This is a genomic window from Herminiimonas glaciei, assembly GCF_042664955.1.
In the GTDB taxonomy this organism is placed as follows: domain Bacteria; phylum Pseudomonadota; class Gammaproteobacteria; order Burkholderiales; family Burkholderiaceae_D; genus Oxalicibacterium; species Oxalicibacterium glaciei.
Genome location: NZ_JBHTBU010000002.1, coordinates 130,359 through 146,344, shown reverse-complemented (window position 1 = coordinate 146,344; position 15,986 = coordinate 130,359). Strand labels below are relative to the sequence as shown.

The window sequence follows — 15,986 nt, the reverse complement described above, 5'->3', positions numbered from 1 at the left end:
GGCTGCCATTGCCGGTCGGCCCGTGTGCTGCCGCAAGGGTAAAGCCGGGCTGTTTCCAGGCGTCAATTCCTAATCCAGATACTTCCCGCATTTTGGCCTTGCGTCAACAAAATAAGAAAACTCTGCAAATTTGATTGACACAACTAATATATGAGCAGAATATATCAATCAGACGCAGAAAGCGTCACCAACCAGACCGTGCATCACGAGTTTGCGCGGCTAAAAACGAAGTTAAGAAAACGTCGTTAATAAAAACTAGGAGACAAAAATGTTCAATCGCCTCAACGTCGCACGTGCGTCGCTATCTGTCGTCGCGGCCACCATGCTTTGCACCCCGGCCCTCGCCTGGGAACCGACCAAGGCAGTAGAAATGGTCTTGCCATCCGGTAGTGGCAGCGGTACCGACCAGATGGCACGCCTGATGTCCAGCATCGTGGTCAAGCATAGCCTCGCAAAAAAGCCATACATCGTTACACCTAAAGGTGGTGCCGGCGGCGCCGAAGGTTTCATCGATTTGAAAACCTCGCCGGGCAATCCGCACAAGATCCTGATCTCTGCTTCGCATATGTATATGTTGCCGCTGACAGCGGATGTGCCTTTCACCTGGAAAGACATGACACCGGTCGCCAACCTGGTGATGGATGAATTCATCCTGTGGGTGAATGCCGCTTCGCCATATAAAACAGCGGGTGAATTGCTGGCAGCAGCAAAAGCAAAACCGGGCCAGATCCGTGCCGGTGGCGCAGGTTCCAAGCGTGAAGACAATCTTCTGTTTGCAGCCGTTGAACAAGCGGCAGGCGTCAAATTCAATTACATCCCATACAAAGGCGGCGGTGACGTAGCGACCCAACTGGTCGGCAATCACATCGACGTCTCGGTCAATAATCCGGTCGAAGCAGTATCGCAATGGCGTGCGGGTCAACTGCGTCCATTGTGCGTATTCGATGACAAGCCTATGGCGCAAACCGACAAGGTCACCGAGACCGAATCATGGTCCAGCATTCCCACCTGCAAATCCGCCGGCCTCAACGTCACCTACCTGATGCAACGCAGTGTGTTCCTGCCGTCCGGCGTCAAACCTGACCAGGTTGCCTACTACGTCGATCAAATGAAGAAAATCGTGGCGACACCTGAATGGAAAGAATTCTCGAATCGCAATGCATTCAAGGATGCCTTCATGACCGGTCCGGCCCTGCAAAAATTCCTGCAAACCGATGCCGACATGCATTACGACTTGCTGAAAAAAGCCGGCTTCCTGGCCGACGGCAAATAAACGGAGCAGCAACATGGATAGCAATCAAAAAGAAGACCGTGTCCTCATCAAGCACGGTGTGGCGGAGTTCGCCTGCGCCTTGGCATTCATGATTGCCGGTGGTTTGCTGATCTGGGACAGCTACCACCGGGGCGCAGGCTGGGGTAGTGCCGGACCGAAGTCCGGTTACTTCCCTTTCCGCATCGGCATCATCATGTGCATTGCCGCTGCAGTCGTGATGTTCAACGCGACGCGCAGCCGGGCAATCAACAGTTCCTCATTCGTCACGCGCGGCGAAATCAAACCGGTGTTGCAGGTGTTGGCACCTATCCTCGGTTTCGTCGTGGTGGCGCAATTCCTCGGCATGTACATCGCGGCGCTGGCACTCATCGCCGGCTTCATGAAAGTACTGGGGAAATATAGTTGGCTGAAATCGCTGGGCGTCGGCCTGGCCGTCACCGCAGTCGTGTTCTGGTTGTTCGAAATTCAATTCATGGTTCCGTTGATCAAGGGCCCACTTGAAGCGGCATTCGGCTACTGAATCTCGCTAATAAAGATATCCATAGAAGGAGACATTCATGGAAGAGCTGGGTTATTTGATGCACGGGTTTTCTGTCGCCCTCACGGGACAGCATATTTTAATGATGTTCATAGGCGTCACGCTGGGCATCCTGATCGGCGTACTGCCGGGACTGGGTGGCCCGAACGGTGTGGCGATCCTGTTGCCGCTGACATTTTCGATGGAGCCGACCGCCGGCATCATCCTCTTGTCCTGCCTGTACTGGGGCGCATTGTTCGGCGGCGCGATTACTTCGATTCTGTTCAACATCCCGGGCGAACCGTGGTCGGTGGCAACCACCTTCGACGGCTATCCGATGGCGCAAAAAGGCAAGGCCGGCGAAGCATTGACGGCCGCTTTCAGCGGTTCCTTCATCGGCGCCTTCTTCTCGGTGGTACTGATCACCTTCCTGGCCCCGCTGGTGGCTTCGTTCGCACTGAAGTTCGGTCCGCCGGAATTCTTCGCGGTGTACCTGCTGACTTTCTGCAGCTTTGTCGGCATGGGTGGCGGTTCGCCATTCAAGACCATCCTCGTGATGATGCTCGGTTTTGGCCTCGCCACCATCGGTATGGATACCATCACCGGCGGCTTGCGCATGACATTCGGTTTCGATGAGTTGTTGCGCGGCGTTGATTTCCTGATCGTCGTAATCGGCTTGTTCGGTATCGGCGAAATCCTGTTGACGATGGAAGAAGGCCTGGCCTTCCGTGGCAAACAGGCAGGTATCAATCTGAAGGTGGTCTTGCAAACCTGGCGTCAACTGCCACGCTACTGGGCATCACTGGTGCGCAGCTGGGTGGTCGGCGCGTGGATGGGCGTGACACCGGGTGGTGCCACTGCGGCTTCCTTCATGGGCTATGGCATCGCACGTCGTTTCTCGAAAGAGAAAGACATGTTTGGCAAGGGCAGCCTGGAAGGCGTGATCGCACCGGAAACCGCAGCGCACGCATCCGGTACCACCGCATTGCTGCCTATGCTGGCACTCGGCATCCCGGGTTCGGCAACTGCTGCAGTGTTGTTGGGTGGCTTGATGGTGTGGGGTTTGCAACCGGGTCCTATGCTCTTCGTGGAGCAAAAGGATTTTGTCTGGGGCCTGATCGCCAGTATGTACCTGGGTAATATCGTCGGCCTGATTGTGGTGCTGAGTACCGTGCCATTCTTTGCTGCGATCCTGCGCGTACCGTTCACCATCGTTGCTCCTGTCATCATCCTCTTGTGTGCGATCGGTGCTTATACCGTACACGGCGCGATGTTCGATGTCTGGCTGATGGTGGTATTCGGTGTGGTGGGTTACATCCTGAAGAAACTCGACTATCCGCTGGCACCGCTGGTGCTGGCCATGGTCCTGGGTGACAAGGCGGAAGACGCCTTCCGTCAAACCATGTTGTTGTCGCACGGCAGCATGGAAATCTTCTGGTCCAACTACCTGGTCGGTACCATCACGACCGTGGCATTGATTACGTTGATGTGGCCAGTCATCTCCGGCCTGTTCAGCAAGCGCGTCAAGGTGGCGGAGGTACCAGCATGAAAATGGCCCCGGACTTCCATTGGGATACGCTGGCCCGCAACACTGCGACGCGCCTCAAGCGCGGTGCGTCGCACGCCAACGGCAAGGTCGTCGCAGCAGAAAACATTGCCGCCCTGCTGCATGCGGTGATTGAATCCGGTGACCGTGTCTGTGTCGAAGGCAATAACCAGAAGCATGCCGATTTCCTGGCTATGGCTTTGTCGAAGATGGATGCGAACCTGGTGCACGACCTGCACATTATTCAATCCAACCTCGCGCTGGCTTCGCATCTGGATGTGTTCGAACGCGGCGTCGCTTCACGCCTGGATTTTTGTTACTCCGGTGACCAGGGCGTGCGGCTGGCGCGCCTGATCAAGGCGGGCAAGATCAATGTCGGTGCGATCCATACCTATCTGGAATTGTATGGTCGCTACTTCATGGACCTGACGCCGCGCGTCTCGCTGATCGCGGCACAGAGTGCGGATGCCAACGGCAATCTGTACACCGGCCCGAATACCGAAGATACGCCGGCAGTGGCCGAAGGTACCGCCTTCAAGAACGGCATCATCATCGCGCAAGTCAATGAAATCGTGGACCAGGTACCGCGCGTCGATGTGCCGGGTGACTGGGTGTCTTATGTGGTGCAGGCGCCGAAGCCGCATTACATCGAGCCTATCTTCACCCGCGATCCGGCGCAGATTACCGAAACGCAAATCCTGATGGCGATGATGGTCATCAAGGGTTTGTACGCACCCTATGGGGTGACGCGCCTGAACCACGGCATCGGCTTTGATACTGCGGCGATTGAATTGATCCTGCCGACCTATGCCGAATCGCTCGGCCTGCGCGGCAAGATCTGCAATTACATGACGGTCAATCCATGCCCGACGCTGATCCCGGCAATTGAATCCGGTTTCGTCAAAGGCATCCATTGCGCCGGTTCCGAACTGGGCATGGAAGAATATGTGCGGGCACGTCCCGATGTCTTCTTCAACGGGCCGGATGGCAGCATGCGTTCCAACCGCGTGTTTTGCCAGATCGCCGGTCATTACTCCGATTTGTTCATCGGCTCGACATTGCAGGTCGATACGCAAGGCAATAGCTCGACCGCGACACTGAATCGCATCACCGGTTTCGGTGGTGCGCCGAACTTCGGTTCCGAATCGCGCGCCCGTCGCCATGTCAGTTATCCGTGGTTGAAGGCCGGCCAGGAGTCGGCGCAAGCAACGGGTGCCACCATGCCGCGCGGCCGCAAGCTGGTGGTGCAAATGGTGGAGTCTTTCCGCGAAAAAATGAGCCCGACCTTCACCGAAAAGCTCGATGCATGGCAGCTGATGGAAGACCTCTCGCTCGACTTGCCGCCGGTCATGATCTATGGCGACGACGTCACGCAAATCGTGACCGAAGAAGGGATTGCGCATTTGCATAAATGCAGCAATCCGCAAGAACGTGAACAGGCGGTGCGCGGCGTCGCCGGCTTTACCGCGGTCGGTATGAAGCGCGACCAGCGTGCCGTCGACAACCTGCGCGATCGCGGTGTGATCCAGCGACCGGAAGACATAGGCGTCGATGTATCACTGGCGACACGTGATCTGCTGGCCGCCAAGTCCATGAAAGATTTGGTCAGATGGTCCGGCAATCTCTATCAACCACCAAACAGATTCAGAAACTGGTAGGCAACCATGCAAACACTCGAATTTGAAGTCGGTCCTTGTGCCAACCCTGATCGCAGCATAGGCAGCGGCCTGGTCGGCGTCGTCGGTTCCGGCAACCTGGAAGTCCTGTTCGAACCGGCGGAACTGAATGACAAAGTGAAGTTCGTCATCGAAACCTCGGTACATGGCTTCGATGAAACCTGGCAAGCCGTTACACGCAGCTGTGCCGAACGTTATCGCCTCGCGAACCTGGTCATCACCATCAATGATGCCGGTGCGACGCCGGCGGTTGTCAGCCTGCGCCTGATGCAGGCGGTCGAAGAATTCCGGAGCGGGCTATGAGCGGTGCACATAAAAGCTTCCTTGAACGAACCGCACGCCAGCGCATTGCCGACCTGCTCGACAGCGACAGTTTCAGCGAAATCCTGCCACCGGCGGAACGTCACTTCAGTCCGCACCTGCCGGTACTCGGCCAGCCGGTCGCGTTTGATGACGGCATCGTCATCGGTTCCGGTTTGCTCAGTGGTGCGAAGGTCTTGATTGCGGCGCAAGAGCCAGCCTTTATGGGTGGTTCGGTTGGTGAAATCCACGGTGCCAAACTGACCGGTTTACTGGAACGCGCCGTGCAGCAGCGCCCTGCTGCGGTATTGCTGTTGCTCGATACCGGTGGCGTCCGTTTGCATGAAGCGAATGCCGGCCTGATTGCGATTTCAGAAATCCAGCGCGCGGTATTTGAAGTCCGGCATGCCGGTATTCCAGTGATCGTCCTGATCGGCGGTTCGAATGGCTGCTATGGCGGCATAGGCATCGTCGCCAAATGCTGCGATCACATGATCATCTCGGAAGAAGGCCGTTTGTCGGTCTCGGGGCCGGAAGTCATAGAAGCGGCGAAAGGCGTCGAAGAGTTCGATGCGCGTGATCGCGCGCTGGTCTGGCGCACCATGGGTGGCAAGCATCGTTACCTGATGGGTGATGCCGACCTCATCGTGCCTGATGATATTGCGGCTTTCCGTGATGCTGCGATCAGCCTGCTCGGCGCTTCGCGTCCATTGGCACTTGAAAGTATTACGCAGGAACACCAGGCATTGCAAAGCCGCATGCAGCGTTTCTCCGCCTGTGCCGATGCGACGCAAATCTGGCAAGAGCTGGGCGTGGCGGATGCAAAGAATGTACCGCTGGCAGAGATACCCGAATTCCTGGAAATGAGCGCACATGTGCGGAGGGAAGAACATGCTTGAGTGGAAAGAATTATGTGACCAGTTGTTCCCGCAGGGACATACGGTAAAAGCCGACGGTCAGGTTGTTACAGGACAGGGACGCGTAGGTGATGAAACCGTCGCCGTGGTCGGTACCCGGGATCATGCCGCCATCGGTGTCGATATCGCCTTGCAGTTATCCGAAGCCGTGATCGACATCATGAACCGGCAGCCCGGTGTACCTATCCTGATGCTGGTCGATACCCAGGGTCAACAGTTGTCGCGGCGTGATGAATTACTGGGCAACAGTCCTTTCCTCGCACACCTGGCGAAATGCTTTGCCGTTGCCCGCACCCGTGGCCATCAATTATTGAGCGTGGTGTATAGCGAAGCGGTCAGCGGTGGCTTCCTCTCGCTCGGCATGATTGCGGATGAAACCTACGCAGTGCCGGGTGCACAGATACGCGTGATGGCTTTGCCTGCAATGTCGCGCATTACCAAGCTGCCGCTGGAAGAACTGGAAGCCCTGTGCCGCACTTCACCTATCCTCGGACCCGGAGCGCATAACTTTGTCGCCTTGGGTGCAGTCGAAGAAATCTGGGAAGGTCCGCTGGACCAGTGCCTGCTGGCGGCACTGGCAAAGAAAAACAATCTGGATAAACGGCGTGAACTGGGCGCCAGCCGTGGCGGTCGTACCGGTGCGGCACGAATTGCGCAATTGGTGCGCGAACACTGAGGCCGCCATGATCGCGCCGCAATCATCTTCCTACGTATTCAAGCGCCATGCGCGGGTCTGGCTTAACTGGCCGGAAGCCGCCGGGCTGATACATTTGCAGGATGGCGTACAGCTTGATGCGATCCATCAACACGCTGCACGCGGCTTGCCTTTCGTCGCGCGCAGCCGTCAACCCGGCGACCTGCCCGGCATGGTGGCACTGGGTTTGCGCCTGCCGCGCAGTAGCAGCCCGCGTTCGCTGGCCTTTTGTGTGCCGTCGTCCGCAGTGCGCGAAGCGACAGATGCGCTGAGCCTGGCGGAAGCCTTGTCGCAGCAAACACCTTTGCCCGGTGGCTGGTATGAGACCTTGATGCATTTGCAGGCGGATGCGGCACAACTGGATTTGACCTTGCGCATCTACGGTTCGCTGGCCTGGCAATGCGCGACAGGTACTCCTTACCTGGCGGATAACTCGGATATCGATTTGTTGCTGGCACCCGCTTCGCTGGAGCAGGCGCATGCCGGTTTGCGTTTGCTGGAAGCGGTGGAAAAAGAAGGCCGCGTACGACTGGATGGCGAAATGATTTTCCCGGACGGACGTGCGGTCGCATGGAAAGAATTACTGGCGAATACGCGCCTGGTCATGGTCAAGAATGCGGAAGGCATCGCATTGGCAACGCTGGAATCAGTATGGAAGCAATCGGCATGGCATTGATAGCGAACGCGGCACACCCACTACGCACGCAGCAGGTAGCGCGCGCGGCGGTGCGCGCCCTGTACGATGAAATGTGCCTGTACCCGAAGCCGGGCCTGGTCAGCAAGACAGATAACGGCAGCCACGATGATATGCAGGCGGCCACTTTCATCAAAAGCCTGTTCAGCCTGCGCCATTACTTCGCAGCGATTTATGAAGCCGGTGCGCGCAATGCCGACTTTGCCGAACTGACGCGGCTGGGGCTGGCGGCAGAAGCCACGATGTTGCGTGCGACTTCAGGTGTCAACACACATCGTGGCGCGATCTTCAATCTTGGTTTGCTGTGCGCCGCGTTGGGTAAAGCCGACGTTGCCGACGAGCCTGCGGACCTGGCGCAGATCGTGGTTGATAGCTGGGGTGCCGATATCAAACTGGCGGACAGCAAGGACCGGAGCTCCAGCCATGGCAACCTGGTGTGCCGCAAGTATGCAGTCGGTGGTGCACGCGGTGAAGCAGCGGCAGGATTCCCGCACGTTTTTAAAATCGGCTTGCCGACGCTCACCGCGATCCGGCTGGCCGATGGCAGTGTCGGTGCTGCGCGTTGCCAGTCTTTCTTTGCCATCATGGCGGCGCTGGAAGATACCAATCTCTTGCATCGCGCCGGTGTTGAAGGTTTGCACTATGCGCGCACCTCGGCGATTTCCTTCCTGGCGGAAGGCGGCGTGTTCGCCGCGAACTGGCTGCAACGTGCGAAGCAGATCCATCATGCTTTTGTCGCTCGACGTTTAAGCCCGGGTGGTTCGGCTGACTTGCTGGCGGCGACCCTCTTCATCGCTGCTGTCACGGAACGGGCGGTCGGTGCATGAGCGGGCTCGCGATCGCCTGTCCGGGGCAGGGTGCACAACATCCAAAGATGTTCGAGCTGGCCTTGCAGTCGGAGCGTGCGCGCGATTGGCTGGCCGGATACTCGGCCGCGACCGGGGTGGATGTCGTCGCATTGGCTGCGCAAGGTGAGGATTTATTCAGCAATCGTAACGCGCAGTTATTGATATGCGGCGCCGAGATTGCGACGTGGACCGCATTGCAGGAACGCTTGCCGCCACCGGAACTCTTCATCGGTTATAGCGTCGGTGAACTGGCGGCATATGGTTGCGCCGGTGCATGGACAGTCAAGGAGCTGGGTTTGCTGGTACCGCAACGTGCCTTGCTGATGGACCAGGTCGCACCGAAGAATGCCGGCATGCTGGCGATCAAGGGTGTGGGTGCCGCGGCGATAGATGACATCTGCAAACGTTATCGACTGGAATTGGCCATCATCAATGCTGAGGATCACTTCGTGCTGGGTGGCGTACGCGACAATATCGAAACCGCGTCGGCAGATATCACCGCAGCGGGGCATTGGTGCAAGGTGCTGGATGTCGCGATTCCATCGCACACTTCCTTCATGCGCACAGCAGTACAACCGTTCCGGCATTTATTGAAAACCACACCCGCACATGCACTGACGGCACCGGTGCTGGCCGGCATCAATGGTTTGTCCGAACCGGAACGCACGATAGCGGATACCCTGTCGGCGCAAATTGCCGAGCCGGTGCGCTGGCAGGATTGCATGGATACGACAGTGGAACGCGGCGTTACCGTGGTGCTGGAATTGGGCCCCGGCCGCGCCTTGAGCCGCATGTTTGATGAGTTGGGCGTTGCAGTGGAGGCGCGCTCGGCAGAAGATTTCCGCACCCTGGACGGTATCGTCAAATGGGTGGAGACCAGACTTGCCTGATTTAGATTGCAGAGAAAAATACATGTCGACCAACCGCATTCCCGTTAAACCTGTTCCCGCCGGCCCCGACTTCAAACCGGCGCGGCAAGCGTTGCCATCGCCGCGGCCTTCGGTCGCGAGTTCAGCCGAGCGCGCCTACCTGCGGATAGAGGAAGCCATCGTCACGATGGAAATCCAGCCGGGCAGTGATGTGAATGAAGCCTTCCTCAGCGATGTCGCCGGTTTCGGTCGCACGCCGGTACGTGAAGCGGTGCGCAAGCTGTGTTTCGAACATTTGCTGGTGGTGAAGCCGAAGCGCGGTATATATGTGACGGAAGTTGATCCGGTCGCGCAATTGCGCCTGCTGGAAGTGCGCCGTGAAATAGACCGCCTGGTGTTCCAGAATGCAGCGCGTCGCGCCACACCTGAACAGCGCCGCCAGTTCGCACTGCTCGGTGAAAATTTCCGGCGCGCATCACAGGCCGCTGACAAAATGCTCTTCATCCGTAACGATAAAGAGTTCAATGAGCTGTGCCTGAACTGCGCGCGTAATGAATTCCTTACTGACAGCCTGCGTTCCATCCAGGGCTTGTCACGGCGCTTCTGGTTTTGCCATTACAAAAGTTTCGATTACCTGTCAGTCACCGCGCTGCTGCATGCGGGCGTGGCCGAAGCGATAGCTTATGGCAATGTGAACCTGGTGAGCGAAGCGACCGAGCGCCTGGTCGATAGCGCAGAGGGCCTGGCGCGCAAGGTCGCGGCGCAACAAGGCGTGCTGGCCGAACATGAGGCCATCCTGCCGGATCCGGCCGCGCATTAAGAAACACCGGCACATGCGGCCCGTCCTGCGTGTGCCATTTCCTTGTATCCCCTATTTGTATGGCTTTCCGCATTGTCATACTGCGGTAGGGCACTTCCCTTAGAATATCCGGTCATAAGTCGGCGGCGGTGCTTCGCCCGGTTCCGCCAACTAATCAGCGTATTCGTCCCTATGCATATATTCACCTACGGCTCCCTGATGTTTCCGGAGATCTGGCAGCGCGTTGTGCGCGGCAATTACCGTTCGGCAACGGCAACGCTGCCCGGTTTTGCCCGCTATGCGCTGGCCGACGATACTTACCCCGGCATGGTGGCGCAGGCCGAAGCCTCGGTGGAAGGCGTACTTTATTATGATGTGGCGCCGCAGGACCTCGCTGCGCTGGATGCTTTCGAAGGTAACGAATATCGCCGCGAAACAGTCAATGTTGTAATAGAATCAGGCGAAACCACGATAGCGTGTACTTACATCTTTTTGGCTGAACAGCGTCTTTCCGGCTTGCCGTGGGAACCGCAGGCTTTCCAGATGTCGCGTTTTATCGGGACGTATTGCAGCGACAAATTGGGCGGATGAGGGCTGGCTAGCCAGTATAATTCCGTCTACGTTTATTCCAATTCAATATTCGGTCTTGTACCGTCAGAAACAAACCATGCTCGCAGCACAAAAACAACGCCTCACCGAACTCTTCCAAGCCGCCGTCGCCCCTTTGGTGGCCGGCACCGATTTGCAGCCGACCATCACGCTGGAACGTCCACGCGACTCCAGCCATGGCGACGTTGCTTGCAACCTAGCAATGCAAATTGCCAAACCGCTCAAGAAAAATCCACGCGAAGTAGCGCAGGCGCTGGTCGCTGCCCTGCTCGACAATCCGGCCAACCGTGACCTGATCGAAGCGGCAGACATCGCCGGTCCGGGCTTCATCAACCTGCGCCTGACCGCAGCGTCGCGCCAGGCCGTGGTCAAAACCGTATTGCAGCAAGGTGCCGAGTTCGGCAAAAGCAATCTCGGCAACGATAAAAAAGTCATCATCGAATTCGTTTCCGCGAACCCGACTGGTCCGCTGCACGTCGGTCATGGACGTCAGGGCGCATTGGGTGATGCGATGTCCTCGCTATTCCAGGCGCAAGGCTATGACGTTACCCGCGAGTTTTATTACAACGATGCCGGCGTGCAAATCGCCACGCTGGCAACGTCGGTACAGGCACGCGGCAAGGGTTTGAAACCGGGCGTCGAAGGCTGGCCGGAGTCGGCCTATAACGGCGACTACATCCAGGACATCGCGAACGACTTCCTGGCGAAGAAAACTGTTTCGGCCAGCAATGGCGAGCCGGTCACCGCCAGCGGCGACATCAACGACATCGAATCGATACGCCAGTTCTCGGTGACCTATCTGCGTCGCGAACAGGATCTGGATTTGCAGGCCTTTGGCGTCAAGTTCGACAACTACTACCTCGAGTCCTCGCTCTACGCGGATGGCAAGGTTGAGAAAACCGTCGACGCATTGATCAAGGCTGACAAGACCTATGAACTCGATGGCGCGCTGTGGTTGCGCACCACCGACTACCGCGATGACAAAGATCGCGTGATGAAAAAATCCGACGGTACGTATACCTACTTCGTGCCGGACGTTGCTTATCACACCGTCAAATGGCAGCGCGGCTTTACGCAAGCGATCAATGTGCAGGGCAGCGATCACCACGGCACCATTGCCCGTGTACGCGCCGGTTTGCAGGCACTCGACATCGGTATCCCGCAAGGTTACCCCGACTACGTGCTGCACAAAATGGTGACCGTCATGCGTAACGGCGAGGAAGTGAAAATTTCCAAACGTGCCGGTTCCTACGTCACCTTGCGCGACCTGATCGAATGGTCGAATGGTGAAGTAGTGGATGGCGAAGTGCGTGACCTGACCCGTGGCCGCGATGCGGTGCGTTTCTTCCTGATCTCGCGCAAGGCCGACACCGAATTCGTGTTCGACGTCGATATCGCTTTGACACAAGGCGATGAAAACCCGGTCTACTACGTGCAGTACGCCCATGCGCGCATCTGTTCGGTACTCGCGCAATGGACGGACGGCGATGAAGCCAGCCTCGATAAAGTTGATCTGTCGCCATTGACCGCGCCGCGCGAAACCGCCCTGCTGGCCAAGCTCGCCGAATATCCGGAAACCCTGCAAAAAGCCCTGGAAGAACTCGGCCCGCACCAGGTCGCTTTCTACCTGCGCGACTTAGCAGGCGAATTGCATAGCTACTACAATGCAGAACGTGTATTGGTAGATGATGAAGCACTGAAAATGGCGCGTATTGCCCTCATGAGTGCAACACGACAAGTATTGCGTAACGGCCTGGCCCTGATCGGTGTTTCCGCGCCGGCACGCATGTAACAGGAAATTTATGATTAAGAATATGAAACACCGGGATATCAAAAAGCAGGCCGGCGGTACTTTGCTCGGCCTCATCCTCGGCCTGATTATCGGTTTGGGTATTGCGGTCGGCGTGGCGCTGATGATTTCCAAAACGCCGCTGCCGTTCACCAATAAAACCGGTGCACAACCGGAACGCTCGACGCAGCTGCCACCGGCCACCAATGACTTGTCCGATCCGAACAAGCCTTTGTATGGCAAGAAGCAGCCGAAACCGGCAGAAGCGACCGAGCCGGCCGCACCTGCGGCACCGGCCACGGCGACTACGCCGGGTGCACCGGTAGTAGACAAATCGACAGCAGCCAAGGAAAAAGCCCAGGCCAAGGTCGAAGCTGCTGCCAAGGCTGAAAGCGACGAAAAATGGATTTATTATCTGCAGGCGGGCGCTTTCCGTGAACGTGCCGATGCAGAAAACATGAAGGCAAAACTGGCATTATTGGGTTTCGAAGCAAGCGTCTCTGCCTATCAAGCCGATACCGGTGCACTGCACCGTGTCCGTATCGGTCCGTTCGGCCAATTGGAAACAATGAACCGAGTGCGTGGCAAGCTGTCTGATAACGGCGTCGATGTCGCAGTGGTGCGCATCGGCAAATAACTGAAAGGGATCACATGCGTTTTATTCAACACCTGTTGGCAGTCGCAAGTCTGAGTTTGTTTGCCGCGACCGCCGGCGCTTCGCCGACCGCACCGGTCAATGGCACCGATTACCGTACGCTGGAAAAAGCCCAGCAAGTCGACAGCGGCAAGAAAGTCGAAGTAACCGAATTCTTTTGGTACTCCTGCCCGCATTGCAGCGCGCTGGAACCATCGCTCGAAGCATGGGTGAAAAAGCAGGGTGACAAAATCAACTTCAAGCGCGTACCGGTGGCTTTCCGCGACTCCTTCATTCCACAGCAAAAGCTCTACTACTCGCTGGAAGCACTGGGCCTGGTTAACTCCCTGCACGGTAAAGTATTCCGCGCCATCCACGTAGAACGCCAGCCGCTGGACACGGATAAGCAAATCGCCGACTTCATCGCCAAGCAAGGCGTGGACGCGAAGAAATTCGCCGAAGTCTATAACTCCTTCGGCATCCAGTCCAAGGTACAGCGCGCGACGCAACTGCAAGGCGCTTACAAGGTTGACGGTGTTCCTATGATCGCGATTGACGGCCGTTACATCACTTCGCCATCCATCGTCGGCGCATCGCTGGGCAACCGACCGGAAGCCATCCTGCACGAAGCAACCTTGCAGGTCATGGACTGGCTGGTTACCAAATCGGCAAAATAAAATCACTGTGCTGAATAGTCAGCACATCGCAGTATGATTAAAATCCGCAACTCGCAAGATTGCGGATTTTTTATTGGGAATTGATATGACGGCTAATCGGCAACGCGTATTCATTACAGGTGCATCCAGCGGACTGGGTGCCGCCCTCGCACGGCAATATGCGCAGCAAGGCGCGGTGCTAGGCCTGGTCGCAAGGCGTAATGAAGTGCTGCAGGAATTGAAAGCTGCGTTGCCGAATGCGGCTGAGCATCAAGTCTATGCACTCGATGTCAACGACCATGCGGCACTGGCGCAGGCTGCTGCTGACTTCATCAGTCATGCGCAAGGGATAGACATCGTCATCGCGAATGCCGGTATCTCGCGCGGTACGCTGACTGAATATGCGGAAGACCTGCAAGTCTTTGAGCAGGTGTTTGCTACCAATGTCACGGCTACTGTTGCTACCTTCTCACCCTTCATCCCGACTATGCAGGCGCAAGCCGCTGCGGGGCATGCTAACTGCCGCCTGGTCGGCATAGGCAGTGTTGCGGGGATACGTGGTTTGCCGGGGGCGGGTGCTTATAGTGCGTCGAAGTCTGCTGTCATCAGCTACTGCGAATCGCTGCGGGTGGAGTTGAAGAAGTCAGGGATCAAGGTCGTGACGATAGCGCCCGGCTACATCGATACGCCTATGACGCAGGTGAATGATTATGCGATGCCCTTCCTGATGCCGGTGGAAAAGTTTGCTGAAGTGGCGACTGCCACGATAGCTGCGGGGCGTAGCTATCGGGTGATTCCTTGGCAGATGGGGGTGGTGGCTAAGGTGCTTAGGTTGCTGCCTAACTGGGCTTATGATTTTTTGTTTGCTAATGCGCCGAGGAAGGCTCGGAAGTTTTAGTACTTCCTAGTTAGCTAGATGCGTAGGCTCTTCGTGGTGACTTGCCGGGGGTGGCCCGGCGGCCACTCACTTTCTTTGCTTCGCCAAAGAAAGTAAGCAAAGAAAGGCGACCGCGAAGCCGCAGCCCCTTCGGGGTTCCCGTCTGTGCAAGTCAAAAAATGGGAAGCGGACGAAACTCGCTACGCTCAAACAACGTCCACTTCTTTTTCCATTTTTTGTCTCGCACAAACGGCAGCGTCAAAGCGGAACTCAAAAACAAGAGCAAGTGATTCGTGACTCTTTAGGTCGTGGCTCTAAATGGGGTCGTGGACATTACTACTCGTTCGGCAAGCTCATCTTTTTCTAACTTTCGCAGCATGCGTTTAACGGTCATTAATGTCAGGACATTGGAAATCGATGGCCCAAGAATGATTTGGCTAACTATGCTTCTTAGTGAAAGTGGGCCGCCCATAATGCCTTCAACAGGCCCTATTTTTAGTTTTAGCTTTGGTTCAATGCCGTTCTGTCCGATCGCGTAGTCGAGCATGCCCTCTAATTTCCCACTTCTGTCTCTATCCTTAAGGTAAACCAAGCGCCATTCTTGTTCTTCCTCGAAGCCATCATGTTTTGTAAATAACGAAAACAGTTTGAATCGCTCAAGTAATACATGGATAGCAATATAGAACTTATCAGGAGAGAGGTTCAATTCCTTCAAAAGATCGGCAAATTGGTTGAGCTTTTCGGTTATCCATTGAAGACGATCATTTGTTGAAGCATATTTAACTTTGCCTAAGATAAGTGGAGATTCTTCTAATGCCGTAATTTTTTCAGTGTCAAAGACAATGGCGGCACCAGTGCCGTTTGCTCCATAACCGCGCCACATGGAAAGTAGACCATCAGAATTTTTATTGTTTCTTTGATGTTCTGAAAAACATACAAGATATGTGTCAAAAGAATCTTCACTACTAACTTTTGCTAACTTCTCTTCAAAGATGCTAAGTAGTGTTTGATAGTTGGAGTTTTCACCTCCACCGCAGGCCGCACGAATACCATCATGTAATCTGAAAGCACGCGCTGCTTCAATAATTCCAAAGCGTAACTCTTGGAAATCATTCATTAAAAGTGGATTACTCAACCACATTTCATCATTTTTCATGATGCATTCAAGAGTAGCTATGGATGTGTAGTGCGCCAATAAAGGGCGATTTTCTGGAAATGTGTCACTGCTATGTATGTCTGAAAAAAGTCTTTGAAATTCTTGATGAATTGAACTGATATCGTCCATAAA

The 15,986-nt window shown here is 56.0% G+C and carries 17 protein-coding genes; 16 read left to right on the top strand and 1 reads right to left on the bottom strand.

The window, feature by feature from the left end:
* Positions 1 to 268 precede the first annotated feature (268 nt).
* The 16 genes from ACFQPC_RS11510 to ACFQPC_RS11435 all read left to right on the top strand — a co-directional run bounded on the left by ACFQPC_RS11510 (position 269) and on the right by ACFQPC_RS11435 (position 14,719).
* Positions 269 to 1,273, top strand: coding sequence for a Bug family tripartite tricarboxylate transporter substrate binding protein (locus ACFQPC_RS11510; RefSeq protein ID WP_382272051.1), 1,005 nt, complete (start codon positions 269 to 271; stop codon positions 1,271 to 1,273).
* A 13-nt stretch (positions 1,274 to 1,286) separates the two neighbouring features.
* A complete protein-coding gene (locus ACFQPC_RS11505) occupies positions 1,287 to 1,793 on the top strand; it encodes a tripartite tricarboxylate transporter TctB family protein (RefSeq protein WP_011979328.1) in 507 nt (168 codons plus the stop codon).
* Between the two features lie 37 nt (positions 1,794 to 1,830).
* Positions 1,831 to 3,339 (top strand): tripartite tricarboxylate transporter permease, encoded by a 1,509-nt coding sequence (locus ACFQPC_RS11500; RefSeq protein ID WP_382272049.1) that lies wholly within the window; start codon positions 1,831 to 1,833, stop codon positions 3,337 to 3,339.
* On the top strand, positions 3,336 to 4,994 hold the full coding sequence (mdcA, locus tag ACFQPC_RS11495) for a malonate decarboxylase subunit alpha (protein ID WP_382272048.1): 1,659 nt from the start codon (positions 3,336 to 3,338) through the stop codon (positions 4,992 to 4,994). The genes ACFQPC_RS11500 and mdcA overlap by 4 nt, the downstream gene beginning before the upstream one ends.
* Before the next feature lie 6 nt (positions 4,995 to 5,000).
* Entirely contained in the window at positions 5,001 to 5,315 is a 315-nt protein-coding gene (gene mdcC / locus ACFQPC_RS11490; RefSeq protein WP_011979331.1) for a malonate decarboxylase acyl carrier protein, read from the top strand.
* Positions 5,312 to 6,211: a biotin-independent malonate decarboxylase subunit beta gene (locus ACFQPC_RS11485; protein ID WP_382272047.1), complete on the top strand. Its 900-nt coding sequence runs from the start codon at positions 5,312 to 5,314 to the stop codon at positions 6,209 to 6,211. The genes mdcC and ACFQPC_RS11485 overlap by 4 nt, the downstream gene beginning before the upstream one ends.
* On the top strand, positions 6,204 to 6,905 hold the full coding sequence (locus tag ACFQPC_RS11480) for a biotin-independent malonate decarboxylase subunit gamma (protein WP_382272045.1): 702 nt from the start codon (positions 6,204 to 6,206) through the stop codon (positions 6,903 to 6,905). The genes ACFQPC_RS11485 and ACFQPC_RS11480 overlap by 8 nt, the downstream gene beginning before the upstream one ends.
* 7 nt (positions 6,906 to 6,912) lie before the next feature.
* On the top strand, positions 6,913 to 7,599 hold the full coding sequence (gene mdcG, locus ACFQPC_RS11475; RefSeq protein ID WP_382272044.1) for a malonate decarboxylase holo-[acyl-carrier-protein] synthase: 687 nt from the start codon (positions 6,913 to 6,915) through the stop codon (positions 7,597 to 7,599).
* The gene (gene mdcB, locus ACFQPC_RS11470; RefSeq protein ID WP_382272043.1) at positions 7,575 to 8,444 is read left to right on the top strand and encodes a triphosphoribosyl-dephospho-CoA synthase MdcB; all 870 of its coding nucleotides are present in this window, start codon (positions 7,575 to 7,577) and stop codon (positions 8,442 to 8,444) included. Before mdcG ends, mdcB begins: the two co-directional genes overlap by 25 nt.
* Positions 8,441 to 9,355: an ACP S-malonyltransferase gene (locus ACFQPC_RS11465; protein ID WP_382272041.1), complete on the top strand. Its 915-nt coding sequence runs from the start codon at positions 8,441 to 8,443 to the stop codon at positions 9,353 to 9,355. The genes mdcB and ACFQPC_RS11465 overlap by 4 nt, the downstream gene beginning before the upstream one ends.
* 22 nt (positions 9,356 to 9,377) lie before the next feature.
* A complete protein-coding gene (locus tag ACFQPC_RS11460; RefSeq protein WP_382272040.1) occupies positions 9,378 to 10,154 on the top strand; it encodes a GntR family transcriptional regulator in 777 nt (258 codons plus the stop codon).
* A 171-nt stretch (positions 10,155 to 10,325) separates the two neighbouring features.
* A complete protein-coding gene (locus tag ACFQPC_RS11455; protein ID WP_382272039.1) occupies positions 10,326 to 10,724 on the top strand; it encodes a gamma-glutamylcyclotransferase family protein in 399 nt (132 codons plus the stop codon).
* 76 nt (positions 10,725 to 10,800) lie between these two features.
* Positions 10,801 to 12,534, top strand: a complete 1,734-nt coding sequence (argS, locus tag ACFQPC_RS11450; RefSeq protein WP_382272037.1) for an arginine--tRNA ligase — start codon at positions 10,801 to 10,803, stop codon at positions 12,532 to 12,534.
* 10 nt (positions 12,535 to 12,544) lie between these two features.
* The gene (locus ACFQPC_RS11445) at positions 12,545 to 13,168 is read left to right on the top strand and encodes an SPOR domain-containing protein (protein WP_382272036.1); all 624 of its coding nucleotides are present in this window, start codon (positions 12,545 to 12,547) and stop codon (positions 13,166 to 13,168) included.
* Positions 13,169 to 13,182: 14 nt separating this feature from the next.
* Positions 13,183 to 13,842: a thiol:disulfide interchange protein DsbA/DsbL gene (locus ACFQPC_RS11440; RefSeq protein WP_382272035.1), complete on the top strand. Its 660-nt coding sequence runs from the start codon at positions 13,183 to 13,185 to the stop codon at positions 13,840 to 13,842.
* Between the two features lie 85 nt (positions 13,843 to 13,927).
* Positions 13,928 to 14,719: an SDR family oxidoreductase gene (locus tag ACFQPC_RS11435; RefSeq protein ID WP_382272034.1), complete on the top strand. Its 792-nt coding sequence runs from the start codon at positions 13,928 to 13,930 to the stop codon at positions 14,717 to 14,719.
* Positions 14,720 to 14,999: 280 nt separating this feature from the next.
* On the opposite strand, the gene ACFQPC_RS11430 is transcribed toward ACFQPC_RS11435, so the two are convergent.
* The gene (locus tag ACFQPC_RS11430; RefSeq protein WP_382272033.1) at positions 15,000 to 15,983 is read right to left on the bottom strand and encodes a DUF2971 domain-containing protein; all 984 of its coding nucleotides are present in this window, start codon (positions 15,981 to 15,983) and stop codon (positions 15,000 to 15,002) included.
* Between the last annotated feature and the right edge of the window lie 3 nt (positions 15,984 to 15,986).